The 26,018-nt window shown below is 38.9% G+C and carries 24 protein-coding genes and 1 tRNA gene; 11 read left to right on the forward strand and 14 right to left on the reverse strand.

The window, feature by feature from the left end; genetic code table 11:
• Nucleotides 1–190: 190 nt before the first annotated feature.
• Complete coding sequence (locus U859_RS0121355) at nt 191–1,330, forward strand: M28 family metallopeptidase (RefSeq protein WP_025145329.1); 1,140 nt, start codon at nt 191–193, stop codon at nt 1,328–1,330.
• Nucleotides 1,331–1,497: 167 nt separating this feature from the next.
• Complete coding sequence (locus U859_RS0121360; RefSeq protein WP_162800009.1) at nt 1,498–2,577, forward strand: DUF5694 domain-containing protein; 1,080 nt, start codon at nt 1,498–1,500, stop codon at nt 2,575–2,577.
• Nucleotides 2,578–2,616: 39 nt separating this feature from the next.
• Here the strand turns inward: U859_RS0121360 and U859_RS0121365 are convergent, their stop codons facing one another.
• From U859_RS0121365 to U859_RS0121380, 4 genes are all read right to left on the reverse strand, one after another.
• Nucleotides 2,617–3,621, reverse strand: coding sequence for an LLM class flavin-dependent oxidoreductase (locus U859_RS0121365; protein ID WP_029986022.1), 1,005 nt, complete (start codon nt 3,619–3,621; stop codon nt 2,617–2,619).
• A gap of 70 nt (nt 3,622–3,691) precedes the next feature.
• Entirely contained in the window at nt 3,692–4,426 is a 735-nt protein-coding gene (locus U859_RS0121370) for a class I SAM-dependent methyltransferase (RefSeq protein WP_316931581.1), read from the reverse strand.
• Nucleotides 4,427–4,667: 241 nt separating this feature from the next.
• Nucleotides 4,668–6,068 (reverse strand): MBL fold metallo-hydrolase RNA specificity domain-containing protein, encoded by a 1,401-nt coding sequence (locus U859_RS0121375; RefSeq protein ID WP_025145333.1) that lies wholly within the window; start codon nt 6,066–6,068, stop codon nt 4,668–4,670.
• Nucleotides 6,069–6,131: 63 nt separating this feature from the next.
• Nucleotides 6,132–6,359 (reverse strand): YtxH domain-containing protein, encoded by a 228-nt coding sequence (locus tag U859_RS0121380; protein ID WP_025145334.1) that lies wholly within the window; start codon nt 6,357–6,359, stop codon nt 6,132–6,134.
• A 78-nt stretch (nt 6,360–6,437) separates the two neighbouring features.
• Between U859_RS0121380 and U859_RS0121390 the strand changes: the two genes are divergently transcribed.
• Nucleotides 6,438–7,064 carry an HAD family hydrolase gene (locus U859_RS0121390; protein WP_025145335.1) on the forward strand — a complete coding sequence of 209 codons (627 nt, stop codon included), beginning with the start codon at nt 6,438–6,440 and terminating at the stop codon, nt 7,062–7,064.
• 240 nt (nt 7,065–7,304) lie between these two features.
• Here the strand turns inward: U859_RS0121390 and U859_RS32065 are convergent, their stop codons facing one another.
• Nucleotides 7,305–9,059, reverse strand: coding sequence for a DUF6600 domain-containing protein (locus tag U859_RS32065; RefSeq protein ID WP_025145336.1), 1,755 nt, complete (start codon nt 9,057–9,059; stop codon nt 7,305–7,307).
• A gap of 278 nt (nt 9,060–9,337) precedes the next feature.
• Between U859_RS32065 and U859_RS0121400 the strand changes: the two genes are divergently transcribed.
• Nucleotides 9,338–10,039, forward strand: a complete 702-nt coding sequence (locus tag U859_RS0121400; RefSeq protein WP_025145337.1) for an SAM-dependent methyltransferase — start codon at nt 9,338–9,340, stop codon at nt 10,037–10,039.
• Nucleotides 10,040–10,226: 187 nt separating this feature from the next.
• On the forward strand, nt 10,227–10,406 hold the full coding sequence (locus tag U859_RS0121405) for a hypothetical protein (RefSeq protein WP_025145338.1): 180 nt from the start codon (nt 10,227–10,229) through the stop codon (nt 10,404–10,406).
• A gap of 53 nt (nt 10,407–10,459) precedes the next feature.
• On the opposite strand, the gene U859_RS0121410 is transcribed toward U859_RS0121405, so the two are convergent.
• Nucleotides 10,460–10,699 carry a phage tail protein gene (locus U859_RS0121410; protein WP_025145339.1) on the reverse strand — a complete coding sequence of 80 codons (240 nt, stop codon included), beginning with the start codon at nt 10,697–10,699 and terminating at the stop codon, nt 10,460–10,462.
• 47 nt (nt 10,700–10,746) lie between these two features.
• Nucleotides 10,747–11,271: a DinB family protein gene (locus U859_RS0121415; protein ID WP_025145340.1), complete on the reverse strand. Its 525-nt coding sequence runs from the start codon at nt 11,269–11,271 to the stop codon at nt 10,747–10,749.
• Between the two features lie 325 nt (nt 11,272–11,596).
• Between U859_RS0121415 and U859_RS0121420 the strand changes: the two genes are divergently transcribed.
• Nucleotides 11,597–12,358 (forward strand): M57 family metalloprotease, encoded by a 762-nt coding sequence (locus U859_RS0121420; protein ID WP_025145341.1) that lies wholly within the window; start codon nt 11,597–11,599, stop codon nt 12,356–12,358.
• Between the two features lie 80 nt (nt 12,359–12,438).
• Here the strand turns inward: U859_RS0121420 and U859_RS0121425 are convergent, their stop codons facing one another.
• The gene (locus U859_RS0121425) at nt 12,439–13,110 is read right to left on the reverse strand and encodes an NAD-dependent epimerase/dehydratase family protein (protein ID WP_025145342.1); all 672 of its coding nucleotides are present in this window, start codon (nt 13,108–13,110) and stop codon (nt 12,439–12,441) included.
• A 90-nt stretch (nt 13,111–13,200) separates the two neighbouring features.
• Nucleotides 13,201–15,336, reverse strand: coding sequence for a S9 family peptidase (locus U859_RS0121430; protein WP_025145343.1), 2,136 nt, complete (start codon nt 15,334–15,336; stop codon nt 13,201–13,203).
• 318 nt (nt 15,337–15,654) lie between these two features.
• Here U859_RS0121430 and U859_RS0121435 point away from each other — a divergent pair, with 318 nt between their 5' ends.
• The gene (locus U859_RS0121435) at nt 15,655–16,518 is read left to right on the forward strand and encodes a DMT family transporter (RefSeq protein WP_025145344.1); all 864 of its coding nucleotides are present in this window, start codon (nt 15,655–15,657) and stop codon (nt 16,516–16,518) included.
• Between the two features lie 50 nt (nt 16,519–16,568).
• On the opposite strand, the gene ppsA is transcribed toward U859_RS0121435, so the two are convergent.
• Nucleotides 16,569–19,184: a phosphoenolpyruvate synthase gene (gene ppsA / locus U859_RS0121440; RefSeq protein WP_025145345.1), complete on the reverse strand. Its 2,616-nt coding sequence runs from the start codon at nt 19,182–19,184 to the stop codon at nt 16,569–16,571.
• Between the two features lie 383 nt (nt 19,185–19,567).
• Between ppsA and U859_RS0121445 the strand changes: the two genes are divergently transcribed.
• From U859_RS0121445 to U859_RS0121455, 3 genes are all read left to right on the forward strand, one after another.
• The gene (locus tag U859_RS0121445; RefSeq protein ID WP_025145346.1) at nt 19,568–20,371 is read left to right on the forward strand and encodes an SDR family oxidoreductase; all 804 of its coding nucleotides are present in this window, start codon (nt 19,568–19,570) and stop codon (nt 20,369–20,371) included.
• A gap of 61 nt (nt 20,372–20,432) precedes the next feature.
• Nucleotides 20,433–21,341, forward strand: coding sequence for a helix-turn-helix domain-containing protein (locus U859_RS0121450; protein ID WP_025145347.1), 909 nt, complete (start codon nt 20,433–20,435; stop codon nt 21,339–21,341).
• 178 nt (nt 21,342–21,519) lie between these two features.
• Nucleotides 21,520–22,635, forward strand: a complete 1,116-nt coding sequence (locus tag U859_RS0121455; protein ID WP_025145348.1) for an acyltransferase family protein — start codon at nt 21,520–21,522, stop codon at nt 22,633–22,635.
• A 208-nt stretch (nt 22,636–22,843) separates the two neighbouring features.
• On the opposite strand, the gene U859_RS0121460 is transcribed toward U859_RS0121455, so the two are convergent.
• From U859_RS0121460 to U859_RS0121475, 4 genes are all read right to left on the reverse strand, one after another.
• Nucleotides 22,844–22,928: transfer RNA gene (locus U859_RS0121460), tRNA-Ser, on the reverse strand.
• A gap of 123 nt (nt 22,929–23,051) precedes the next feature.
• Nucleotides 23,052–23,393 carry a hypothetical protein gene (locus tag U859_RS0121465; protein ID WP_025145349.1) on the reverse strand — a complete coding sequence of 114 codons (342 nt, stop codon included), beginning with the start codon at nt 23,391–23,393 and terminating at the stop codon, nt 23,052–23,054.
• Nucleotides 23,394–23,611: 218 nt separating this feature from the next.
• On the reverse strand, nt 23,612–25,042 hold the full coding sequence (pyk, locus tag U859_RS0121470) for a pyruvate kinase (protein ID WP_025145350.1): 1,431 nt from the start codon (nt 25,040–25,042) through the stop codon (nt 23,612–23,614).
• Between the two features lie 152 nt (nt 25,043–25,194).
• A complete protein-coding gene (locus tag U859_RS0121475) occupies nt 25,195–25,614 on the reverse strand; it encodes an IPExxxVDY family protein (RefSeq protein WP_025145351.1) in 420 nt (139 codons plus the stop codon).
• A 158-nt stretch (nt 25,615–25,772) separates the two neighbouring features.
• Between U859_RS0121475 and U859_RS0121480 the strand changes: the two genes are divergently transcribed.
• On the forward strand, nt 25,773–26,009 hold the full coding sequence (locus tag U859_RS0121480) for an acyl carrier protein (RefSeq protein ID WP_008508386.1): 237 nt from the start codon (nt 25,773–25,775) through the stop codon (nt 26,007–26,009).
• The last annotated feature ends 9 nt before the right edge of the window (nt 26,010–26,018 follow it).

Here is a 26,018-nt window from a genome sequence, read left to right on the forward strand (position 1 = left end):
ATCATAACAATCATCTCGACCAGAGCAACGCGAAGTGGAGAGATCTTTGAATTATGGTTACCTAAAAGTTTAAAGATTTCTCCATTCCGCTACCGATGAAAAATCGGAGAGCTTCAGTCGAAATGACGATACCTCTAGGCAAGTATTACAAATCCCAACCAATAATTACTTTATTTTACTAAATTCCGGCATGAAAAAATTCAGTTTCTTCATCTTTCTGTTTTGTGCCGTCAACTGTTTTGCGCAGGATTCTATTTATACCCGGAATGTAATAAACACACTAACTTCAAAAGCTTTTTGGGGCAGGGGCTACACTAAAGAGGGCATGAAAAAAGCGGCCGATTATATTGCTGATGCTTACCAGAAAATCGGCTTATTACCAATGGGTACTCAATACAAACAAGATTTTTCTTTTCCTGTAAATACCTTCCCGGGAAAAATGATGGTTAGCATTAATGGACAAAAACTTGTGCCCGGCAAAGATTTCATCATTAATAATGAAAGCCCTGGCATTAAACAGAAAGCCAATTTAACTCAAATTGACAGCCTTAATTACCAGGCTTCTCCTTCCATAAATATCTCCTTAAAAGATAAATTAACCTGGTCGGTAGCTACAGAAGTTGGCGAGATAACAACCATCCAGATTAACAAAAATTATTTTACGACCATACCAAAAGAGATTAATGTTGATATCGAAAACAAGTTCATTCCTGATTTCCAGGCGGCCAATATCTGTGGATTGATTAAAGGAACCAAATATCCCGATTCACTTTTAATGATTACGGCACATTACGATCATTTGGGCGGAATGGGTGCAGATACTTATTTCCCCGGCGCTAACGATAATGCCGCAGGTGTAGCCACTTTATTAAGTTTAGCCAAATATTATGCCGCCCATCCACAGCCTTACTCCATTGGTTTTATCTGTTTTGCAGCTGAAGAGGCGGGCCTTTTGGGATCAAGGTATTTTGTAGAAAATCCGTTGGTTCCCTTAAGCAAAATTAAGTTCCTCCTTAACCTCGATCTGGTTGGTACAGGTGAAGCCGGGATGACAGTGGTTAATGCATCTGTTTATCCAGGAGCATTTGCACTGCTTAATCATGTTAATAACCAATACCACTATATTTCAAAAATCAATTCGAGGGGAAAGGCAGCCAACAGCGATCATTATTTCTTTACCGAAAAAGGAGTTCCTGCTTTTTTTATCTACACCCAGGGTGGTCCATCGGCCTACCACGATGTATTTGATAAACCTGAAACCTTGCCCCTTACCGAGTATAAAGATCTCTTTAAACTGATTGTTGGTTTTAACCAAAAACTGATGGAATAGCTTCATTCTAGGATCAAAACCTGAAACCACTATCCAAACCTTTAATTCTAACTTACCAACCTTTAATTTTCTTTTTTACCAGATTGGGATAATATAATCAGCCATTGGGATAATTAAATATAGCGGGCAAGTGCATATGCTCATCTTTGAATCAACAAAACGAAACAATGATGAAAACTATACAAAAACTTAGCCTTGCATTCTTATTGTTAACCGCAATTGCGTTTAAATCGAATGCTCAAAACCAGATCGAAATTGTAATTGTCGGCTCTAGTCATAATAATGCTAAATCTGCTCAGGATTTTCAGCCTATAATTGATAAACTAAAAAACTTTAAGCCTGACATGGTTTTCGGCGAATATTTACCAGCGTCTGATTATGCTAAACTTGAAGAAAACAACTGGGCGGTGAAAGTCTTTAAAAAAGGCCACGATTACATCGAAAAATTAAATCCGGAAACGCCAAAAAACATTGTTTCGCAGATCAAAAAAGACCAGAAAGCACTTTCATCTTTTGCTTACTATCATAAAACCCGAATGGATTTAGCGGTTAACTTTGCTAAAAACTGGGACAGAGGAAATTCGGAGTATCAGATCTTCGTACTCGAAAATTACATGAAAAACAGTTTCGGCAAAGAAGAACGGGTTGAGTATGCAAAAATGTTCGGGAATATAGATTCTTTAAAAAAAGCAGGTTTATACCGAACAGCTAGCGAATACAGTAAAATTTATTTCCCGCTTATTTATCAGTTAAAACAAGATCGTATTTACAACATGGATTGCCAAACTTATGATAAACCCTGGAGCGCGGCCTGGGCCAAAACAGATTCTCTATACAAAATCATGATCAATAAAGGCAAGGCAGATAGTACCTCAGCAGAAGCAGCAACCGTTAAAGCCATAGAAACCTACTGGAGTTATAGCGAAGAAGAATCGAAAGTTTTTAATGCCGATCAATACGCTGGCATGAATACCGTAAAATATGGTGTGCTGGATGAAGCCTGGAATTTTTATGGGGGCACTCACTTTTATGGTTATGCGGGCTTCCCCACCGAATCAGTAAAAGCAATGATCGCCCAATGGACATTAAGAAATGAGGGCATGTGCAAAAACATCATTGAGCAGGCAAAAGCGAAAAATGCTAAAAGGGTTATCGTGGGTGTTGGCGCCTCGCACCGCAAATGGATGGAAGAAATTCTGGCCAAAAATCCAGCGGTAAAAATTATTAATTATAACGATCTGCATTAATTCGCTTGACTCGGTGGTCTGTGTCTCCACAGGCCACTTTTATACAAACATTTCCGCTAGTAATTCATACGATCTTACCCGATCTTCAAAATGCTCCGTAATGGTAACGGCCATCAGTTCATCTACATCATATTCTACCGCTAATTGAGTAAGGCGAACTTTAATTACATCGGGTGTACCATAAATCATCCGTTGTTTATTGGCTTTAATCTGCTCCAATTCTGCCTCGGTATAACTTATCTCTTTAATATCATCCCAGCCAACGGCAGGCAATCCTTTACCTTTTGCCAACTGCAAAAACCTGTAGCTCATTAAAGCTTCCTGCTGTTTTACCTTTTCATCATCTTCAGAACAGAAAATATGTAGTGCAACATTTTCAACCGGCTTGGTTAGATCTACCGAAGGTTTAAAATGTTCCCTGTAATATTGAACCGCCTGCGGGCCACCAACTGGATTAATGAAATGTGCAAAAGAAAAACCCATTCCAAAATGTGCTGAAAATAAAGCACTTTGTCCGCTGCTGCTCAGCAACCATTGTTGTGGAACGGTTTCAGAAATTGGAATAGCTTTTATTTTTGCCTGGATGCCACCATCAGAAGTATCATGCAGGTAATGTTGTAACTCGCGCAACTGCTCTACAAAATCCTGTTCGCTCCAGTTATTTGATGGATTGAGCATCGAAGCCGTAATCCGGTCGGTGCCTGGCGCACGTCCCATTCCCAGATCAATGCGGTTGGGATGCATCACCTCCAACAAACGAAAACTTTCTGCCACTTTTAACGAACTGTGATTGGGCAGCATAATGCCCCCAGAACCTATCCTTAAAGTTTTAGTGTGATTTGCCAAATGGGCAATTAAAATTTCAGGAGTAGAACCAGCCAAACTGGTGGTATTATGATGCTCGGAAACCCAAAAACGGTGATAACCTAATCTTTCAGCTTCTTGTGCAAGTATAGTGGTTTCTTCAATGGCGCGACGGGCAGTAACACCTTTCCGCACCGGCGATTGATCTAAAACACTGAGTTTAATTTTCGTATTGCTCATATTTGTATTGAACAAATTTATGAGCCTGTTGATTTAAATCGGTGCTACAACAAGTTTTATGACTTTAATATTATTGCGTTAAAGTCAATTTGACTAAATATTGATCTTCTCCATCATCAAAAATCAATTCAGCGTCCCATCCTGTTTCTTGTGCCGTGCGCTTAATGGTTTCTTCATCTATATAAATCCAATTGAACCAATTGCCTTTTTCGCCTTTGTATTCGTATTGGTACGATACTTCACCATAATAATGATTTTCAGGTTTTGGCATATCTTCATATAAATAAGCAATATCTGAAGAATCGAAAATCACCTGTCCGTTGGGGTTGATGAGGTTTTTTAATTTAATCAGAAAATCTTTAAACCCGGGCAAAGTACCGGTTAAGCCAATACCATTCATGAGCATAATAATGGTATCGAATTTCTCCTGATAGGTAAAAATATCCTGTACGAATGCTTTTTTTACACCACGGTCTTTCATAATATTTACGGCAGCTTCCGAAATATCGATAGCCGTAACATCAATATTAAAAGCCTGTAAAAGTAAGGCATGACTGCCTACTCCGGCACCAATATCCAATACTTTTCCACTGCACATGTGCAAAGCCTGAAGTTCTAAAACTGGCATATCTTCATCATCACGGAAGAAAAATTCTAAAGGCATTTCTTCAGCTTCCCCATAAGAATTGTGCAGCCAAAGCGTATCGGCCTCGCCCGTTCTGTAAATATCTGTTAGCGCTTTACCAAAAACATCCATGCGGGCAAAGATAGGGAAAATGGAAAAAGGAAGATGTATGATGGACAATGGAATGTTATGATAATCATCCGGGGCAAAATTAAGTTGTTATGCTGAGGTATGAAGCATCTGCAGACTTCAATAGAATGGTCGTCTCGACCGGAGCAACGCGAAGTGGAGAGATCTTTGTACTATGTTATTGAAACCTGTTCGTCGGGATTTGTAATCCTTATAAAAGAAGATTGAAAATCTGAAGAACATAGGCCCGGATTACAAATCCGGACCAACATTATAACTACCAACATTATAACTACTCCAACTCAAACACCTGGTGGTATTCTGGTATGGCTACATGTTTAAAACCATTATCTTTTAATCTAGTGGCGAAATGCTGTTGTACTTCGTATTCCCCATGAACCAAAAACAGCTGTTTTACTTTTGCCGGATCCTGGCAAGATAAAAAGTGTAGTAAATCTTCATAATCGCCATGTGCACTCATCGATTTAATCGATTGTACTTCAGCTTTCACGTCGTATTCATCACGGAAAATTTCTACTACTTTTTGTCCGGCGATTAACCTGCCACCAAGCGAGTTAGGCTCACAATAGCCTACCATTAAAATCGTGTTTTTCTGGTTACTGATATTATTACGGATGTGGTGTTTCACGCGACCAGCCTCAGCCATACCCGATGCCGAAATAATCACACACGGCCTTGGATCTTCATTTAAAGCTTTCGATTCTTCTACACTCTCAATAAAACGCAGCCCCTTAAAACCGAACACATCATGATCTATTTTTAAGGTTTCTTTAACCCCATTATTATACACCTCAGGATGATTCTTGAGAATTTCGGTCGCTTTTGATGACAGCGGACTATCTACATAATAAGGAACATCAGGTAATTTACCTTTCAATTCCAATCCGTTTAAAGCATAAAGCAGTTCCTGTGTACGGCCTACTGCGAATGCGGGGATTATTACTTTACCTTTTTTTACTTTACAGGTATTGTTGATGATCTCCAACAGCATGTTTTCTATCGGATCGAGGTCTTTATGCAGCGAATCGCCATAAGTAGATTCCATTAAAATATAATCGGCCTGATCAAACTGCTGGGGACTTTTTAAAAGCAGATCGCCATAACGGCCAACATCACCAGAAAAAGTAATCCTTGTCGGTTTGCCTTCTTCGGTAATCGTAAGGTGAACTGCAGCACTACCCAAAATATGACCGGCATCAGTCAATTTTAGGCGTATCCCCGGCTCAATTTCAAAATCTTCCTCATACTCCACAATTTTCATCAGACTAAGTGTTTTGATAACATCTTCTTCCGTATAAAGCGCTTCTTCCATTTCTTCTCCATGGCGGAGGTGGCGGTTTGCATATTCAGCATCCTGCATCTGGATTTTTGCAGAATCCATCATCAAGATACGGGCAAGGTCCATAGTTGCCGAAGTACAAAAAATTTTGCCTCCGAAACCTTCTGCAACCAATTTGGGCAATAAACCGCAATGATCGATATGTGCGTGGGATAAAACGAGGTAAGTAACTTTTTTGGCGTCGAAACCAAAATAATCGTTTAATTTATCGGTAACGTGGCCCATTCCCTGAAATAAGCCACAATCTAATAATATCTGGATACCGTTTTTTAATGTAATAAGGTGCTTACTCCCCGTAACGGTACGGGCGGCACCATGAAAAGCAATGTTCATCAAGATGGTGGTTAGAAAATATATAGAATAAAAATGCCGGATATTTCCGGCACTTCCAATTCTTTAGGCATTTATTTCTGCTACTTTATCTTTAACCTTATCTGCAACGCTTGTGGCTTTCTCTGCCAATCCTGCTAATTTATCCTTCGAAGCATCTAAAAGATCCGCAAAAAAATCTGATACCTTGCTTTTAAGATCGCTGGTCGAATCTGATGATAACGCCAATGCGATGGTTGCACCAAGTGCTGCTCCGGCTAATACGCCTACTATAATTTTTGTCTCTTTTTTCATGATCTTAGTGATTTACTTATTAAACATATTTAATCCACAGGTGTTTTATTTTTTTCATCTTACAAAAACCAATCCACAATGAAGCGCATATTTTTTATAGATCTGGACAATACCATTTATTTTACTAAACCGAATGAAGAACAGTTGATGGGCGAATTATACCGTTTTTTGGAAAGTCTGGATTTAGGGATCAGTGATGAAGATTTTCAGTTCGCCAAACAGGATATGTTGAAAACGCCTTTTTTAAAAGTGGCAAAAAAATATGGCTTTAGGGAACCAGTAATGCCCGAGGTGATTTCTTACCTGCACAATAGGGAAGTAACCAAACCATTAAAACCAAGCGAAGATTATCACTATATCAAAAGCCTGACAGGTCGCAAATTTATTGTAACGGCGGGTTTTCCTAAACAGCAGCAATCAAAAGTAAAAATGCTGGGCATTGCCGATGATTTTGAGGAAATACATGTTGTAGACGTTTCTACTACCAATAAGAAGAAAACTTTTGAGATGTTGATCGATCAGCACCACCTTAACAAAGAAGATATTTTAATTATTGGCGATGATGCCGAATCGGAAATTAAATTCGGGCTGGAACTGGGGATCAGCACTTTTTTACTCGATCCCGAAAACCTACACCCAAATGCCGAAAGCACTTTTAGGGGGAGTGATTTGAGTAATTTGCATGCAGCGGCGGGGCAAGCTTAGTTACGTCATTTCGAGCGGAGTGCAACGTAGCCGAGAAATCTAAATATCGAAATTAACTTATATAAATCCCTCTATTGCGCTGTACTCTAAGAATGAAGATCGTACTTTAATGATATAATGTGACTCAGGTGCTCAATATAAAATGAAATGGTTAAAAAATACTAAGACGGCTTTTTGTTATAACCACCTTAGAAATACTCATCAATAAAAAAGTCCCGATTTTCATCGGGACTTTCCATTTTATCCTCTACCACCTCTTGATGGTCTTCCGCTTTCACCTCCACCTCTTTGTTGTGGCGGAGCTTCAGATCTTCTTTGTTCTTGTCTTTGTTGTTGAGCTTGAGCATCGCGTTGAGCCCTTTCTTGCTGCTGTTGTTGTTGTTGCTGAGCCCTTTGTTGTTGGGCCTGAGCATCACGTTGTGCTCTTTCCTGCTGTTGTTGTTGCGCTTGTTGTGCACGTTGTTGCTGCATTTGCTCATTACGTTGTTGCTGTGCCTGAGCATCGCGTTGAGATCTTTCCTGCTGTTGCTGCTGTGCCTGTTGCGCACGTTGCTGCTGCATTTGCTCATTACGTTGTTGTTGGGCTTGTGCATCGCGTTGAGATCTTTCCTGCTGTTGCTGCTGCGCCTGTTGTGCACGTTGTTGCTGCATTTGCTCATTACGTTGTTGTTGGGCTTGGGCATCGCGTTGAACCCTTTCTTGTTGTTGTCCTTGAGCTTGTTGAGCACGCTGTTGTTGCATCTGCTCGTTACGTTGAGCCCTCTGTTGCTCCATTTGAGCTGCACGTTGCTGATCATCCTGACCGCGTTGCTGTGGCTGAACATCACGTTGTGTACGTTGCTGATCGGCACTCATGCGGTCCTGATTACGCTGCTGTCTCATCTGCTCCAAACGTTGCTGATCCTGACCACGGTTTGCATTATCCTGTCTGTTTCCATTATCGATACCGTTGGTACCTCCACGGCTAATACGGCCATTTGCATCCCTGTTATAAACCTCGCCCCTGTTATTAGGCTGATTATTATTATCTCTGCCTGCAGTGCCATTATTTCTATCAGGTTGTGTAGAGGTACGGTTATCTCTTGATCCAAAACGGTTATCGTTATTACCTGGATTTCCGCCTCTTTGATCGCGGTTGGTATAACCTTCGTTTCTTCCGTTTCTGCTAATACCAGCATTGCCCTGTTCAAATCTTCTTGGTGCAGCACTGCGGTTATCTACTGCGTTACGTTCTGGTCTTGGTCTGTAAATAGAAACCTCTCTGCCACCAACCCTGCTAGCGCCCGGTCTTGAACTTTGTGCATAACGGTAAACAGTTACGTCCCTATTGGTTGCACGTCTGATATCTTCAATCCTTGGCCCGCCATAATAATTTCTTCTGTTATATACATAGGTATTATTGATGATGGTGGTATTGCGGATATATACATTGTTGCGTCCATAATCATATCTTGGAAAAGTATTGATATAAATGTTGCGCTGTGGAATAAAGTTCCAGCAGAATTCTGGTACAGTATAACGGCGGCCAAAGCTTAAATTAATACTGATACTTGGTGCCATAGGCGCCCATCCGTAATAACCATCACCACTTCTCCAATCTACCCAGGCTGGTCCCCAACTGGTATCAGGTAACCAGATCCATTGCCTGTAACTGTTAATTACCCAACGGCCATAGTGGAAAGGTGCCCAGCCCCAATCGTAACTGGAAACCCAGGTATTGCCGTATTCGGTCATAGCCCAACGTCCGTTTGTATAATATGGACGGAAATCACTTTGATCTACATCCGGACGCCAAACATAACCATATTGTGGATCCTGAATCCAGGTACCATAAGGCGAAAGTTCATCGTAAAAAGTCTGTAAAGAGATATTGCCAGTACTGTAACCATCATCCTGGTAATCGTTTTGATAGTCTTGTGCCCTGACAAGGGTAGTGGTTCCGGCAAGGAGCGCAAAGAGCCCCAGCACAAGTGCCGTAGATTTCAGTGTTTTCATTTGTGTGTTTATTTTAATAACCTAATGTGTGTGTATCAATTAGAGAACCAAAATTATAGAAGGTTTAATATGCAAGCATAGTTTTAGCGTTTTCCTTCAAATATTGCGTTGCAGGGCATATTTAACTAATATTTAACGTTTTAAGTGAAGTTTAATTGTGCAGAAAATTAGTCAGTTAGAAATAAAATTTGCTACACCTTTGCTTATAAAAGAGATTATATTGTGAGTACCGCAAACTTTAGAACTTAAATTCTATTTATTGTAAGTATTTTTGTAGCATGCAAAAAGGCACTTTATACCTTATTCCCGTACCATTGGCAGAAGAGGTAGCACACAAAACGTTTACTCCTTATTTGGTTGATACCATTAACCAGATTGATACTTACATTGTAGAAAATAGTAAAACTGCCCGCCGGTTTTTAAAGGAGGCTGGATTAAAAACGCCCCAGAAAGATTTAATTGTACACGATTATGGCAAACATAACCGCACCGATTTAGGTCAGTTTTTTGTTGAGCTTAATGCGGGGAAAGATGTAGGTTTAATGAGCGAGGCAGGTTGCCCGGGCATTGCCGATCCAGGCGCCGATATTGTTGCCGAAGCACATAAACGCGGTATTAAAGTAGTTCCATTGGTAGGGCCAAGCTCCATTTTGTTAGCTTTAATGGCCTCAGGCTTTAACGGACAGAGTTTTGCCTTTTGGGGATATTTACCTATCGACAAGGAACAGCGCACCAAAAGGATTAAAGATCTGGATTTATCGGCCAGCCGTTATAAACAAACTCAGATTTTTATCGAAACCCCATTCCGTAATAACCAGCTTTTCGAAGAGGTATTAAAAAGCTGCAAACCAAACACGCAGGTTTGTGTAGCCAGTAACTTTACCGCCGAAAATGAATTTATTAAAACGCAAAGTGTTTATAACTGGCGTAAAGAAGAAATAGACCTGCATAAACAACCTACTATATTTTTATTGTATTAGAGGGTTCATTGGTTCATTAGCCATTGGTTAATGGGTGATAGTTGATAGTCAAATTGCCATTTCGAGAAGGCTTTTACGGGTTATTGCAACTGCATCACGAACGACTTTGAAAAAATCAAAACATATCAAGTTCCACATTGGTTGTTAATGTAGCGCTCTGCAATATTATTCACTAAATTTTATAGTTATGAAAAATACAGGCACACCAAAAAACAATCCAACGGTTCAGGGTAGTTCAATAGCAGATCGCGCAAATCATGATGTTAAAACGGATAAAAAAATCCAGGGTATTACCAACGGTGGCGGACAACGATCTGATCAGACTTCGAACAAGGACAATCAACGGAAGCACGATAATAAGAAATAAAAAAAGGTGATGATCTTGAAAGATCATCACCTTTTTTTGTTGATCATAAATTTCTAATCCGCGGGATGTCCAGGGTAATAGCCCTCTGTAGCAATGATATATATTGCACCCTCTACTGACGGAAGTTTAGGCAAGGCAAAATTCGATCTGCCATCGCCGCCATAGCTTGTTTTGAGGATAGAAAATAACTGTACATTTTTAGTAATAGATAGCAGCGAGCCATCACATTTCGCAAATCCTACCGGCGCATAATCACCGGCAAAAAGGGTTATTGCCCCTAACATTAAATTCATAGCGTTTTTATTTAGTGTTTTATACTACTAAATAAATAAAATAATTCCTATTTCGCCATTACATTATAGAAATTATAATCTGTCATTGGTGCACCGGTAATTCCCAAGTTGTGGCAAATGGTAATAATCTGCCCCCTGTGATAAGTACTATGATTAAAAACCTGCAGTATGTATTCAAAATTCTGAAAATCGCAACTAAACCAAGGGCTCTGTATTGCTGTTTTTTCATTAAATTTATCTTCACCTATTGCTGTAACATAAACGGCAAGGTTTTCTGACTGTTTTAGTAATGCATTAAAAACTTCTGTTAAACTATTGTATTCCCTAAACTCAAATTCGGTTTTAGTAAGGATAGAATACCAATATTCCTGCGTTTGTAAAATATGGGCAAGGGTTAACTTAACACTTTTAAAACTAGATAGCACTTCTTGCTCTAATAATGGTTCCGGATGTTTTTTCAACCAGTTTATCAAGGTCAAATTTGCCCAGAAATTATAGTTAGCATAGTTTTTCATTAAATACACAAGGGAAGTTTCTTCCATTGTTTCTGCGAATAATTGTTCCTGTACCATGTTTTTTGTTTTAGTTATACAAAGAAAATACTACGCACTGACAACCCTATGGCAGCGTAAAAATTAAACTTGAAATATTTTTTTATAAGCTTTTTTATTCCGCTTATCACCGCAAAAAGCACATCTAAAACTCCATTCCAACTCAAATACAACCTTTAAAACAGACTGTTGATGTAAATTTTTAAATACAAATACAACTTTAAAACATTACAACAAACACTAATTAAGTTTTCGTGTAAAATTCAGGAATAGGCCAAAATTTATGTAACACGTTCTGTTACATTTGTTTCATCAGCTCTTAAGGATTAACTAACCTAAACTAACCATGAAAAAAAATCTAAAAAGAATCGCTATCGTTGCGATGGTTGCAGTCGTATTTGCAGCCTGTAAAAAAAACCAGGAATCAACAGTAACAGAACCACAGGAAATTGTAAAAAATGCCGATAAGGTTTTACAGCACATTAAAAATCTGGGCTTCCCTGAGTCGAGCATTGTCGACAATGGAAATGAATATATCGTTGAGGAAGATATTATATTCCCTAAAAACATGGAAATCCCAGCCAGCTCGGCGGGACCAAGAACCGAACAGTACTATACCGGAAGTATTGTAAACGCTACTAAAAAGCTGAATATCAGGATTTTTGTAGATGCATCTATGACATCAATGAGCAGCGAGATCAACAATGCCATTGCCCAATGGAATGCTGTTCCAAATTCTACTTTGCGCTTTAGTGTTGTAACTACAGCACCTTATGACATTCTGATCAAAGATGAAAACTTGGGATCTGGTGTTTGCGGTCAGGGACAATTCCCATCAGGTGGAAGTGCAGGTGCTCTGGTAAAAATTAACAAAAGTTATATTGCTGGTAACTCATTTGCACAACGTGCCAGAACAATTTGCCATGAGTTTGGTCACTGTATCTCATTCAGACACACCAACTGGGCTGCGATTGGCGAATCAAGTGCAACAAATGTACCTGGCGTAACCGGAACCGATGCATCATCGATTATGAATGGTGGTCAGTGTGGTTCGGGTGCTACTGTATTATCCCAAAAAGATAAAGACGCAACAGCTGCTTTATATTAAACCCAAAATAATCAATTAACCTAAAACCAAATCCTTAAACCAGCTGAAGATGAGCTCGGGTACCCATGTAGTACCTGAGCTTATTCTTTAGCTAAAGCGATGATGTCTTTCCCTTCCAAAACCCGTCTTTCATCATTATGGCTTAAGGTATTGATCATCGCCTGGCCCAGCTCGGCCATGGTACAGAAACCACTTGGGTAAATGGCCCTACCAACCGGAAATAGCCAGTTGATGTACTTATAGAATTTATGCGCATATTTCTGCCCCGGCAATGGTTTAATAAAACCTGGACGGAAATTAAAAACCTGCTCAAAAGGTAGCTTTGTTAAGTCGCTTTCCGTTTTGCCTTTTACCTGTGCCCATTTCAAACGGCTATGCTCATTGGTCCCTCCACCAGAAACATAACAAAAAGTCATATCGCTATTAAGCTTGCTTAGTGTTTGCGCTACATGCATAGTGAGTGTATAGGTCATTTTGTAATAGGTATCCTGATCAACGCCTACTGAGGTAATCCCTAAACAAAAGAAACAGGCATTATAACCCATTAACTGACTTTCTATCTTAGAAAAATCGAAAAAATCGGAATGAATGATCTCTTTTAGTTTTGCATGGGTATAACCACAAGGTTTGCGGTTTATCACTAAAACGCTGTTAATTTCAGGACTGTTTAAGCACTGCATTAATACACCTTCGCCAACCATTCCTGTAGCACCGGTAATGATAACGTTATTCTGATCTCTTGTTTTTCCCATGAAATGATTATTTACAAATTAAACGGTTAAAAGAGGGCATTGTTTAGTACAATATACAAAAAGAGCAAACTGTTAATTTGCTCTTTTAAATTATCTTACTGTAGGGCCTTTCATCTGGTAATCTTTAGGAGGTTCTGCACCTAAAAGATTTTGTACAAAGTAATCCCAACGGCGGCGCATCATATAAGGTGAGTAAGTACCGTAACCATGAGCACTATTTGGAAAAATAACCAAATCGAATGATTTGTTTGCTTTCTCAAGCGCTTCTACTACCAATAGTGTATTGTATGGCGGCACGTTATCATCCATCAAGCCGTGCACCAGCATCAGTTTGCCTTTTAAGTTTTTAGCATAATTCTGGTTAGCCTGAGCTTCGTAATCTGAATTTTGTACCAGGCCGTTATAGCGTTCGCCCCAATCATCCTCGTAATTTCTGTTGTCGTGGTTTCCTGATTCAGAAATACCCACTTTAAAGAAATCGGGATAACGGAACATGGCCGCAGCCGTAGCAAAACCACCACCAGAATGACCCCAGATGCCTACTTTTGTAGTATCAATAGGATATTTTGCAGAAAGTTGTCTAATGGCTGCAATCTGATCGGGCAAGGTGTTCTCTGCCATATTACCGTAGCTCATGTCGTGGAAACTTTTAGAACGGTCGGGGTTACTGGTTCCCTCAATTACTACAACAATAAAACCCAGCTCAGCCAGGGCCTGGTTATCGCCACGTGAAGCTGCGAACGCCCAGCTGCCTACACTACCACCCTGTGGGCCTGGATAAATGTAATCGATAACGGGATATTTCTGGTTGGCATCCATTTTTGTTGGCGTAAAAACCAATCCATAAATATCGGTTTTACCATCTTTAGCTTTAAGCGAAACCGGAGCCGGGGCTTTCCAACCTGTAGCGGTTAATCTGGAAACATCTGTTTTTTCTAAAGTATTGATCAGTTTTCCATCCATGCTTCTTAGCACAGTAACTGCTGGTACATCTGGCTGGGAGTAACTATCAACAAAATAGTTGAAAGATGGAGAAAATACTACCTGGTGATTGCCAGCTTCTGGCGTTAAAAGGGTTAAGTTTTTACCGTCGAAACCAATTTTATACAGGTAACTGAAATAAGGATTACCTTTTTCGCGACCATTGGCGAAGAAATAAAGTGTACGTGCTCTTTCATCTACCTTAACTAAACGCGAAACCACAAAATTACCTTTGGTGATCTGGTTTTTCAATTTTCCATTACTGGAATCGTATAAATACAAATGTCCCCAGTTATCTCTTTCCGAATACCAGATAATTTCTTTGGAAGCAGGAAGATAATGCCAGTTAATGGCACCCTGACCCGATTCGAACTGTGTTTTCACTGTTTCTTCGAAAACTTCCCTCACTGCACCGGTTGTAGCATTTGCAATACGGAATTTTTCATTTTTATGATCGCGGGAAGTGGATAGAAAGGCTACTTCCGAGCCATCAGCTTTCCAGTCGATATCGTCAAAAGTACCGCTGCTCGAAATATCATCGCTCAAAGTTGCACGGTGCGGATCGGCAGGAATGTTGAGCGAAATTACTTTTGGATTTTCTACATCAATAATCACCCTTCTGATGGTTGCAATCTGTTTATCACCTGGTAAAGGATATTTCCAGGCTTTTAATACGGGCGCGCCCACGTTAGTGGTTACGAGGTACATATCTTTTGAATTTCTTTGGTCTTGCTGAAAGGTGGCTATTTTTTTCGAATCGGGCGACCAACGTAAAATTGGAGCATCGCTGTGTTTCCAGCCTGCGTTATCGGTAGCATAACCGTAATCTTTAATGCCATCGGTGGTGAGCTGTGTTAATTTACCAGAGGCCACATCTTTCACAAAAAGATTATAATCTTTAATTAAAATGGTTTTTTTCCCATCGGGAGATAACACCTCGTTGCGGCCACCCATACGTCGCGATGGCATTTCGCCGCCTTTATAATCAGTTGTTGGGGTTTTGGTTTTCTTTGCCGGATCTACAAGGAAAGTTTGTTCGGTACCATTGGTTTTAGTGCTGTACCAAAATTTATCGCCTTCGAGCCAGTTCGGTTGCACGCTGGCATGGTCGATATACTTTGCTGTGTTGTAGCTCATAAAACTTTCCGCTCGTTCGTAATCGCTAACGGTTAAAGTTTTTTGCTGAGCATTTGCTGTAATGGCCAAAGTACAAGCCGTTACAGTAAGCCAATATTTATTCATCATGTTAGTTAATCTTGCGATAAAAATAATACTGTTTTGGCAAATGATTGGTATTAATCGTGATACAAAATAGGTATGGAGCCGGCAGGAGAACGCAAAGAGCAAGCGGAACTTCCATTTTACCTTTCCCATATTACATCTTCCAATTTTTTATATCTTTACAAGAGATATGAACAGAAAGAGCTGTCTTCCTCCACCAAACTTTAGTAAATAACATTGGTATGCCCATAAACATGCTATCGGCATGCAGGCATTGACCAGAAACGTTTATTTATTAATTTTTCAATTCTCGCCCTTTTTTTGGGCGACAGATAACTCTTTATGAAAAAATCATATTTGGTATTACATTTCGCTGTAATACTTGCAGGCTTTACGGGCATCTTCGGAAAGCTTATATCTTTAAACGAAGGACTTTTAGTTTGGTACAGGGTCTTTTTCTCCGCTATTATTTTATTACTGGTTCTAAAACTATTTAAGGTAACAACAGATATTAAATGGAAAGAAAAATTTGACATTTCGAAAATCGGGATGTTTATCACCGTCCATTGGGTATTTTTTTATGCCAGCATTAAGTATTCGAATATTTCTGTGGGTGTAGTGTGCTATTGTTTGACCAGCTTTTTCACGGCAATTTTTGCTCCGCTGATTAACCGGAATAAATTTAATTTATCGGAAATTTTATTAAGTCTGCTCACTTTATTCGGCATTGCGCTGATTTTCCATTTTGATTCATCTTATCAATTGGGGATTGGTTTAGGCGTGATATCGTCGGCATTTGCCGCCCTTTATACCATTTACAATGAAAGGCTGGTTAAAGTTTACGACAGCAGACTCATCAATTATTATCAGATGCTTGGTGGAACAATAGGTTTAGGAATTTTACTTCCTGTTTACCTGCACTTTTTCCCTGTAGAAACCATCATACCGAGCCTGAAAGATACGGGCTACCTCATTTTACTGGCTTCTTTTTGTACTGTTGGCCTGTATGTTTTATTTGCCGAATCGTTAAAACGCATACCTGCTTTTACGGTAAACCTAAGCTTTAATCTCGAGCCGGTTTACGCAATCATACTGGCTTTTATATTCTTTAACGAGGGTAAGGAATTAAATCTTTCTTTCTATATAGGTTTAGCCTTTGTCATGATTTCGGTTGTGTTGCAAACATTTATTTCAACTAAAAAATAGCTGGGTTCTAACAAAAAAGTGCTTGACAGCGCTTTTTTGTTAGTTGAGTATTAAATCATCTCTATATATCCTTCTGTTCCATTAACCCTTATCCGTTGCCCATCTTTGATCAGTCTGGTTGCATTTTCTACACCAACAACTGCCGGCAAGCCATATTCACGTGCAATAACGGCTCCATGGGTCATCAGGCCACCAACTTCGGTAATCAGTCCTTTAATAGATACAAACAATGGGGTCCAACTTGGGTCGGTAAAGGTGGTTACCAATATATCTCCATCTTCGAGATCAGCATCTTCTATATTTAAAATTACTCGTGCCCGTCCCTCTATCACGCCAGTAGAAACGGCTAAACCTACAATAGCGCCTTTTGGAAGATTTTCATATTTGTATCTACCTGATACAATTTCTCCATCGGAAGTGATTACACGCGGCGGATTAAGCTTTTCAAACAACCGATGTTCTTCTTTGCGCTGAGCAATAAGCTTTTCATTCAGTTTATGGGTCCCTACAACTTCCTTTAATTCATCAAATGTGAGGTAATAAATTGCTTCTTTTTCATCAATTACCCTGGCTTCTAATAGTTTTTCAGCCTCTTTTATCAAGGCTTCCTTATAAACATAAAAACGGCTAACGATTCCGTATTTTGGATATTCGCGATAACCGGCAAAATTGCGGAGCAGGCTGATCATCTCTTTTGTTTCCTTGATTTTTCGCTCCCCTTCTGGTAAAAGCGCGAGCCTATCCAATAGTTCATTTTCTTTTTTCAAAGCCTGCGATCTTCCCTGATCAAATTTCAGCTTTCCGGCATTTGGTTCAAAGTTTTTGATATTACTGAGGATGATCGGAATCAATATAGACGGCTTTTCGCTCCAACGTGTGTTTGTAATATCAATTTCGCCCGCACACCTCATCCCATATTTGTTTAGATAGCCATCAATAGCACTTTTAACTATTATTCCACCTTGAAAATGAAGCAGTTGATCCAAAAAATGATCGTTTTTAACTTCTTGTAAATAATTGATGACTTCAGGATAAGGGCGGATCGCATCTGCCACGTCCAACAATGCCAAACCCATTTCGGAAGTGATATTATTCGATACGGATTGAGAAAGTACATCTGCTACGTTTTTTTCATCCAGCCATTCGCCCATCTTTTCATTGATCCAGGATGCGGCGTTCATTGCAGCTATAATTACACTGATATGTTTCGAATCAAATGTCATCTTTTTCGATAGCTCAATGTCTTCCAGAATAAAATCAAATAGCTCCGGTCCCGATTTGGTTTGGATATTTTGTTTTAATATTTCTATCGATGCTTCGCTATTTTTGATCAGCTCAGAAACAATTGCAGGGTCATTTCCCATCTGCGCTAAAATATCAGCAGAAGATAAACCTTTGGTACTTTTAACAATCAAAGGGCTTTCTCCATCATCCGGCAGCGATTTTATAAAGTCTGCCCGCTCGGTTATGGTAATCAATGCATCTTTGATCAACGGATCGTGCTGCCCCATGGCTTCCAGTAAGTTTTTTCTGCCTGTAGGCGTAACCAGGCTATCCATTACATCTACAAATAATCGCCCACCGGCTTTAAACATGGGCCTGGCTGCTCTTAATTGCCACAAAGATAGCCCAAGGGGTTTCATCGGATCGGTCATCATTTGCTGGTGACCAACAGAGATATAAACATGCTTCTCCTTATCGTCTGCCTCAGGTACTGGATATAAGGTAGTAACTGGCCTGCTCTGAACGATATAAAAGGTATCATCTATCCAGCACCATTCGATGTCCTGGGGGTTGCCGAAATGCACTTCAATCTTTCTACCCAACTTTTCAAGCTGTAAAATCTGTTCATCTGTAAGTGCTTGTTTATTCTGCTGCTCCGGTGAAAGCTCCTGTGATGCTGTACCGCCATCTTTTAGGGAACAAATGGCAATTTTCTTTGTCGATATCTTTTTATCGGTAATCTTGCCACCACAAACCTGATAATTATCTGCATTTACCAAACCCGAAACCATGGCCTCGCCTAATCCAAAACTGGCATCGATAGATAAAACTTTCCGGTTGCCTGTAATGGGATCGGCAGTAAACATAATTCCGGCTGTTTCAGCAAGAACCATTTTCTGTATTACAACACAAAGCTGGACTTTATGATGATCAAAACCATTTTGGATGCGGTAAATGATGGCACGATCTGTAAACAAAGATGCCCAGCACTTGCTGATATGCATAAAAATAGCCTGTTTACCGATAATATTCAAATAAGTATCTTGCTGACCTGCAAATGATGCTACAGGCAAATCTTCAGCAGTAGCACTTGATCGTACAGCAAAGGCATCATTTTTATTAAATCTTTTAAGGTAAGCTTCAATTTCATCAGTTATACCCTTAGAAATCGGTACATTTTCGATAATAGTCCTGATTTTTCTGCTGATTTTGCTAATTATATTCAGATTCTCCGCCTTAAGCCCTGCCAGTTCATCCAATAAGTTTTTAAGCTCCTTATTGCTTTCAGTGATCTTTTTATAAGCTTCGGTTGTTATGCAAAAGCCATCTGGCACAGCTATGCCTTCAATTTTTGATAGTTCGCCCAGGTTGGCACCTTTTCCCCCTACAGTTAAAAGATCTGAACTGTCGATTCCCTGAAAACCAATTACGTAATTACTCATATGTTTCTCTTTTTTTATCTGGTAGAAATTTCGCTCCCCCTGATAACAGCAAAAAAATCACACTGTATATCAACACTTTAAATAATGATTTCAGGAAGAAGAAAGCCCAAAAGTATAAGGTAAGAAATATGAAAACAACGTTTTTAAACTATATTTTTCCAATCGCAATAAGGGTAGCCGTATCTACGTTATCCTTACAACAAACAGATAATAATTAACTCCAGATTTCTTCAAAACAGACCCCTAATTCTGAAAATTGATTTAGTCTTAAGGGTCGATAAAATCCAGCCGTCCGTCATTTATGCTACAAGCAAACTCAATTTGGCTACGTCAGAAATTGTGCACTGCTGCAACTTTGTATTGTCAATTTAAAACAATCGAAAATGCAAAAGACAATTTTTATTACAGGAGCTTCTACAGGTTTAGGAAAAGCTGCTGCCAAATTATTTCAAAATAGGGGCTGGAAAGTTATCGCCACCATGCGTAACCCAGAAAAAGAAACAGAATTAACCGCTTTAAGCGACGTTACCGTATTGCCATTAGATGTAACAGATTTAGCTCAAATTCAATCAACTACTAAAGAGGCGATTGCACAGGGGGTTGATGTAGTGTTCAATAATGCGGGTTATGGTTTAATTGGTCCGTTAGAAGCCCTTAACGATGATCAGATTGTGAAACAGCTCAACACCAACTTATTGGGCGTAATCCGCGTTACACAAGCTTTTATTCCTTATTTCAGGGCAAAAAAAGATGGGCTCTTCATTTCTACGACTTCTATCGGCGGATTAATTGCTTTTCCTTTAGGCTCTACTTATCATGCTACGAAATGGGCATTGGAAGGCTGGAGCGAAAGCATGGCCTTTGAGCTGAATACCTTTGGGGTAAATATTAAAACCGTATCGCCAGGCGGAATTGCAACTGATTTTTCAGGCCGTTCTTTAGAACTGGCAAGCAACGAAGATTACGATCCTTTAGTACAATCGATGATGGCGGGTTTTGGCGATATGATGGAAACTGCATCTTCTGCAGAGCAAATTGCCGAAGTGGTATACGAAGCAGCTACAGATGGTAAAACCAAGCTGCGTTACGTAGCCGGTGAAGATGCTAAAGCTTTATATGCACAACGGTTGGCACAAGGTGATGAAACTTTCAGAACGGAGCTTGCCAAAGTCTTTTTAGGTAAATAATGATAAACGGGCAATGCAGACAAAATAATTTGCGTTGCCCTAATATTTGTATTTTTATACTATGGAAAAGAAAGCCCCTCTACGAATTTCATCTATCTCCGAACTGCATGCACTGTTGCAAGTGCCCAAACCAGTGCACCCCTTAATCAGCCTGGTTGATAATTCGCTGATAGCCACCAATACGGAAATGTTAGACCGGCCGTTTTTTCTTAATTTTTATAAAATTTCTTATAAATATTCAACAACTGGCCGAATGGGTTACGGACAGGGCTATTATGATTTTAATGAAGGAGGCATGATGTTTACCTCGCCTAATCAGTTGATTTCTACAGATAATGAGGCGAAATATTATGGGGCTACACTTTTGTTCCACCCCGATCTGATCCGGAACCATCCGCTGGGCACAACGATAAAAAAATATGGTTTTTTCTCTTACGAAACCAATGAAGCTTTATTTCTATCTGAAAAGGAAAAGAAAATTATTTTAGGGCTATTCGATAATATTAATGATGAGCTAAATACTTCTATTGATGAAATCAGTCAGGATGTATTGGTTTCTTATATCGAAGTGCTGCTCAATTATAGCAACCGTTTTTATAAACGCCAGTTTATTACCAGAAAAGTGGTTAATAATGATGTATTAACGAAAATAGAATATTTGTTAGATGCCTATTTTGCTGATGAAAAATCTTTGGTTAACGGATTGCCTACAGTAGAATATCTTGCGGCCGAAGCCAATCTTTCACCACGTTATTTAAGCGATATGCTCAGGGCCTTAACCGGACAAAATACACAGCAGATTATTCATGAAAAACTAATTGAAAAAGCAAAAGAGAAATTATCAGCTGGCAATTTATCGGTAAGTGAAATTGCTTACCAATTGGGTTTTGAGCACCCGCAATCGTTCAGCAAATTCTTTAAAACGAAGACACATTTCTCACCAGGGGAATTTAGGCAGTCGTTTAATTAGAGGTCAAAACATTTCTTGTAACTACATTTTTGTCAAAATAAGCGTTAACAAAACAGTTTATTTTGACATTTTTGTTGAATCAAATCAGACAGGGAAATTTTCTGGCAGTTATCTTTCTACAATTAAAATTCAACCTGATAATTGATTATTAGCTAAAATTGCAATTTTACAACCTTAGATGAGAACTGACCTGAATAATGAGCTGGCCACCAAGCCACACTATCCCATATTAGACGGCCTCCGCGGTATCGCAGCCATAATCGTTGTAACCTTTCACCTTACTGAACCGTTAGGAACCGGGCACCTGGATATCCTGGTTAACCACGGTTACCTGGCTGTAGACTTCTTCTTTTTATTGTCGGGCTTTGTAATGGGCTACGCTTATGACGACAGGTGGAATAAAATGACAGTTGGCAATTTTTTTAAACGCCGTATCGAACGACTTCAGCCCATGGTGGTTTTAGGAATGACCCTCGGCGCTATCGGATTCTACTTTACAGATTCTACCATATGGCCGCTCATCCATACTATTCCTATCTGGAAAATGCTACTGGTGATGCTAATCGGTTATACAATCCTTCCAGTACCATTATCGCTTGATATACGTGGCTGGGAAGAGATGCATCCCCTGAATAGCGTAGGATGGTCATTGTTTTTTGAATACATTGCAAACATATTGTATGCCATCTGGATCAGGAAATTTTCCAAAACGGCATTAAGTATTTTGGTTGTTATTGCTGCTATCGCGCTCGCACACCTGGCAATTACAAACGGCGATGTGAGTGGTGGCTGGACGCTGAATGTGGAACAGGTACGCATTGGGCTAATCCGTACCATGTACCCCTTCTTTGCCGGTTTATTACTTTCACGCATTGCGAAGCCAACCCGAATTAAAAATGCCTTTTTATGGTGTAGCCTTTTAGTCGCTATTGTACTCTATATGCCGCGCATTGGTGGCGCAGAACATCTCTGGATGAACGGGATTTATGAATCTGTTTGCATCATTATCGTTTTCCCGCTTATCGTTTACCTTGGCGCGAGTGGTGTAATACAAACTCAAAAAGAGAACAGGATATGCAAATTTTTAGGCGATATATCTTATCCGCTTTACCTGGTACACTATCCCTTGGTCTATTTTTACGTTGCCTGGATCAGCAACCATAAAGACGTAACGATTGTACAGGCCTGGCCCTACGCGTTACTCATTTTAATAGGTGGAATCGTTTTGGCCTATGCCGCATTGAAATGGTACGATGAGCCGGTTCGCAGGTGGTTGCGAAAAAAGCTTGCTTAATCTTAATACGGGTTAATATACTAACCGAAAAAATATTGGTAAATCAAAGTTAATTTTCTATTGGGGGTTCCAAAGAATGTTGGTTCTTCCTAAAAATTAATTATAGATTTTTTTGTAGAAATTTTCGAAGTCCGGTTGAGGGATAGTTCCTTTAAAGACCCAAAAATATTATTTAGGGAGGCTTCTTTAGCTAAAAAGGGTTTTAAAGCGGAGAGAGCGGGATTCGAACCCGCGGTACCTTGCAGTACACACGCTTTCCAAGCGTGCTCGATCGACCACTCTGACACCTCTCCGATTGGATTGCGAATATAAATATTTAATTAAAAACAGCAGGATGTTTCGGTTTATATTTTCCAAACAACAATAAAAGTAGTCGAGGTTAAAAATCAACTACTTTTATTAATTTATGTATTAAATTACAAATCCAATAATTCCATATTATCAATCTGGACTTCACGGGTGGTTGATCCATCTGTAAATCTCACTTTAAACCCCTTAACAGTATACCTACCTGTTGATGCGTTATAGGTAATATCGGTGTTTAAGAAAGCTAAAACCGTAAAGCCATCTTCCATCGTTACATTACTTAATGAAGTACTACTTGAATCGAAAAATACATTATAAATGTATGTTCCATCTCCATATACAAATGACAAAGGAGTCCTTTTCTTTATAATGCTTGCTGGAATCGCAAAACTAGTACTTACATTAATCAAGCTTGTTGAACATAAACAGGCAATTAGAAATAATTTTTTCATAGGATTTATTTTTTAATTGGGATAATTAATTAAACCTAAAGTTTAAATTCCTTAAAAGCAAATCAGATAAATTAGTAAGTGAAATTTCACAAATTATTTTTTATGGTAATAACATGCAAATTAATTCGATAATGGCATATTTTAACAGTTTATGCCAAAAAAAAGAGGTTGATCACTTAAAAGCGACCAACCTCTCTAAATATTTGAATGTCTAGAAATTAATCTATAACTGTAATTTTTAACATATTGGTTTTACCTTTTGCTTCGATTGGAATAGCAGCAGTATTGATTACAATATCACCTTGTTTAACCAGTTTTTTGCTTTTTAAGAACTCATTCACCTCAATGATGGTATTATCGGTACTTTCCCACTTATCGTAGTAAAAACCTCTAACGCCCCAAAGTAAACTTACTGCATTTAGTAAAGCCCTGTTGCTGGTAAAAATGAAAGTTAAAGCTTCCGGACGGTGACTCGAAATTTCAAAAGCAGTATAACCGCTTAAAGTCATCGATACAATACCCACAGCGTTTGTTTGTTTAGCTAAGAAACAAGCCGAATCGCAAATCGCATCGCTTAAGAAAGATGCCGATTTTGGTTTTAAAAACTTATCAGGATTGAAAGGATAGTTGTTCTGCTCAATGTTCTGGATAATTTTTTGCATCGTTTCGATTACGATCAATGGAAATTCTCCTACTGAAGTTTCACCACTTAACATTACCGCATCAGCACCATCCAAAACAGAGTTTGCAACATCATTCACCTCAGCACGTGTTGGACGTGGGGTAGTAATCATGCTCTCTAACATCTGCGTTGCTACGATTACAGGTTTAGAAGCTGCCCTACATTTAGCAACAATCATTTTCTGTAACAATGGTACTTCTTCCATCGGGCATTCAACACCCAAATCGCCACGGGCAACCATAATACCGTCAGTTACCGCAATAATCTCATCGATATTTGCAATGGCTTCTGGTTTTTCAATTTTTGCAATTACGCGTGCAGTTTTGCCACGTTCTGCAATAATTTTTTTAAGTTCGATAATATCTTCAGCCTTACGTACAAAAGATAAACCAATCCATTCTACATCATTTTCTAAAACAAATTCTAAATTCTCACGGTCTTCCGGAGTTAAAGAAGGGATAGAAACCTTAGTATTTGGAAGGTTTACACCTTTTCTCGAAGTTAAAATACCACCGTGAACGATTTCGCAAACTACCTCATCCTTTAAATTGGTAGATAAAACTTTCATCTGAAGTTTTCCATCATCCAAAAGGATAATTTCTCCGGCCTGAACATCCTGAGGGAAATTCTGGTAAGTGATGTAAATACGCTCTTCGTTACCAATACATTCATTGGTTGTAATTACGGTAGTTTTGCCGTTGATCAGGTTAATACCACCTTCTTTTACCAAACCGATACGGATTTTAGGCCCCTGTAAATCGGCAAGAATACCTACATTATAATCGTATTTTTTGTTTAAATCGCGGATGGTGTCCAAAACAGCCTGGTGATCTGCCTGCGATCCGTGTGAAAAGTTTAGTCGGCAAACATCCAACCCAGCATTAAACATACTATATAATACCTCTGGTTTTGCTGATGCGGGCCCAAGCGTGGCAACAATTTTAGTTCTCGAATGAAAAGGTTTCATTTAATTTAATTGATTTTTAGCAATGCAGTTTAAGAAAGCACTAATTATTATCTAAAATAATCAAACTGCATTAAATTTTATATATTTTGTTCTTTTGTTCTTCGTTTGTAACCGTCAAATATAGTGTATTTAATACACCAAGTATATAATTTTTATATTACCAAATTCTCCCTGTTCTTTAACTTAGTCGGATCTATTTTTGCAGCTACCTGTATATCAGGCAGTTTATTCAAGCCATTAATCAGATAATCAAGATCTTCCTTATCAATAAATTCTTTAATGATAATAAAAAAATCTACTTTATTCATCTCCGGAATCAGGAAACCATCGCTGCTTTTGTTGCAGATTAAGTAGTATTCTACCTCACCCTGCTCTACAAAAAAGTAATATTTAGAGAAACTCCAGGCCGGCTCATCAATATTAAAAAATATTTCGTGATCCTCTATTTTTTCAAATTGTGTGTTTAACCGGGTATTAATTTTGTGGCAAAGCACATAGTCTTTTAGGGGTGCTGTGATCGCAATTAGTATAAAATCAAGGTCTAAGGTAAGTTTTAGGTAAGTCTTATTCAAAGCGAAATAAATTATTTACAGAACGAAATTAAAAAACTAATTCTATATTCGCTGTGTTATTGAGATACCAAAATTACGTATCGAAATAAAAACATTTGAAAATTGTAAGAATTTATTTTTCTTTGCACAGAATTATTTAACCATTAAATTATAAAATTATGTCTGATATTGCTTCAAGAGTTAAGGCTATTATCGTAGAAAAACTAGGTGTTGACGAAAGCGAAGTTACGCCAGAGGCTTCATTCACCAACGATTTAGGTGCAGATTCTTTAGATACCGTAGAGTTGATTATGGAATTTGAAAAAGAATTCAATGTAGCTATTCCTGATGATCAGGCTGAAACCATCGGTACAGTTGGCCAGGCGATTGCTTATTTGGAAAAAAACGTTAAATAGAATTACGCT

It is taken from the genome of Pedobacter jeongneungensis (assembly GCF_000633455.1).
GTDB classification, from domain to species: Bacteria; Bacteroidota; Bacteroidia; order Sphingobacteriales; family Sphingobacteriaceae; genus Pedobacter; species Pedobacter jeongneungensis_A.

Excerpts from the sequence above, each read along its gene's own strand:
- U859_RS0121450 (WP_025145347.1), top strand. The coding sequence starts at position 20,433 with ATGGAAAAGAAAGCCCCTCTACGAATTTCATCTATCTCCGAACTGCAT.
- U859_RS0121360 (WP_162800009.1), top strand. The coding sequence starts at position 1,498 with ATGATGAAAACTATACAAAAACTTAGCCTTGCATTCTTATTGTTAACC.
- U859_RS0121390 (WP_025145335.1), top strand. The coding sequence starts at position 6,438 with ATGAAGCGCATATTTTTTATAGATCTGGACAATACCATTTATTTTACT.
- U859_RS0121455 (WP_025145348.1), top strand. The coding sequence starts at position 21,520 with ATGAGAACTGACCTGAATAATGAGCTGGCCACCAAGCCACACTATCCC.
- U859_RS0121435 (WP_025145344.1), top strand. The coding sequence starts at position 15,655 with ATGAAAAAATCATATTTGGTATTACATTTCGCTGTAATACTTGCAGGC.
- U859_RS0121355 (WP_025145329.1), top strand. The coding sequence starts at position 191 with ATGAAAAAATTCAGTTTCTTCATCTTTCTGTTTTGTGCCGTCAACTGT.
- U859_RS0121365 (WP_029986022.1), bottom strand. The coding sequence starts at position 3,621 with ATGAGCAATACGAAAATTAAACTCAGTGTTTTAGATCAATCGCCGGTG.
- U859_RS0121480 (WP_008508386.1), top strand. The coding sequence starts at position 25,773 with ATGTCTGATATTGCTTCAAGAGTTAAGGCTATTATCGTAGAAAAACTA.
- U859_RS0121415 (WP_025145340.1), bottom strand. The coding sequence starts at position 11,271 with ATGGTACAGGAACAATTATTCGCAGAAACAATGGAAGAAACTTCCCTT.
- pyk (WP_025145350.1), bottom strand. The coding sequence starts at position 25,042 with ATGAAACCTTTTCATTCGAGAACTAAAATTGTTGCCACGCTTGGGCCC.
- U859_RS0121430 (WP_025145343.1), bottom strand. The coding sequence starts at position 15,336 with ATGATGAATAAATATTGGCTTACTGTAACGGCTTGTACTTTGGCCATT.
- U859_RS0121380 (WP_025145334.1), bottom strand. The coding sequence starts at position 6,359 with ATGAAAAAAGAGACAAAAATTATAGTAGGCGTATTAGCCGGAGCAGCA.
- U859_RS0121410 (WP_025145339.1), bottom strand. The coding sequence starts at position 10,699 with ATGAATTTAATGTTAGGGGCAATAACCCTTTTTGCCGGTGATTATGCG.
- U859_RS0121425 (WP_025145342.1), bottom strand. The coding sequence starts at position 13,110 with ATGGGAAAAACAAGAGATCAGAATAACGTTATCATTACCGGTGCTACA.
- U859_RS0121375 (WP_025145333.1), bottom strand. The coding sequence starts at position 6,068 with ATGAACATTGCTTTTCATGGTGCCGCCCGTACCGTTACGGGGAGTAAG.
- U859_RS0121400 (WP_025145337.1), top strand. The coding sequence starts at position 9,338 with ATGCAAAAAGGCACTTTATACCTTATTCCCGTACCATTGGCAGAAGAG.
- U859_RS0121405 (WP_025145338.1), top strand. The coding sequence starts at position 10,227 with ATGAAAAATACAGGCACACCAAAAAACAATCCAACGGTTCAGGGTAGT.
- U859_RS0121420 (WP_025145341.1), top strand. The coding sequence starts at position 11,597 with ATGAAAAAAAATCTAAAAAGAATCGCTATCGTTGCGATGGTTGCAGTC.
- U859_RS32065 (WP_025145336.1), bottom strand. The coding sequence starts at position 9,059 with ATGAAAACACTGAAATCTACGGCACTTGTGCTGGGGCTCTTTGCGCTC.
- U859_RS0121445 (WP_025145346.1), top strand. The coding sequence starts at position 19,568 with ATGCAAAAGACAATTTTTATTACAGGAGCTTCTACAGGTTTAGGAAAA.
- U859_RS0121465 (WP_025145349.1), bottom strand. The coding sequence starts at position 23,393 with ATGAAAAAATTATTTCTAATTGCCTGTTTATGTTCAACAAGCTTGATT.
- ppsA (WP_025145345.1), bottom strand. The coding sequence starts at position 19,184 with ATGAGTAATTACGTAATTGGTTTTCAGGGAATCGACAGTTCAGATCTT.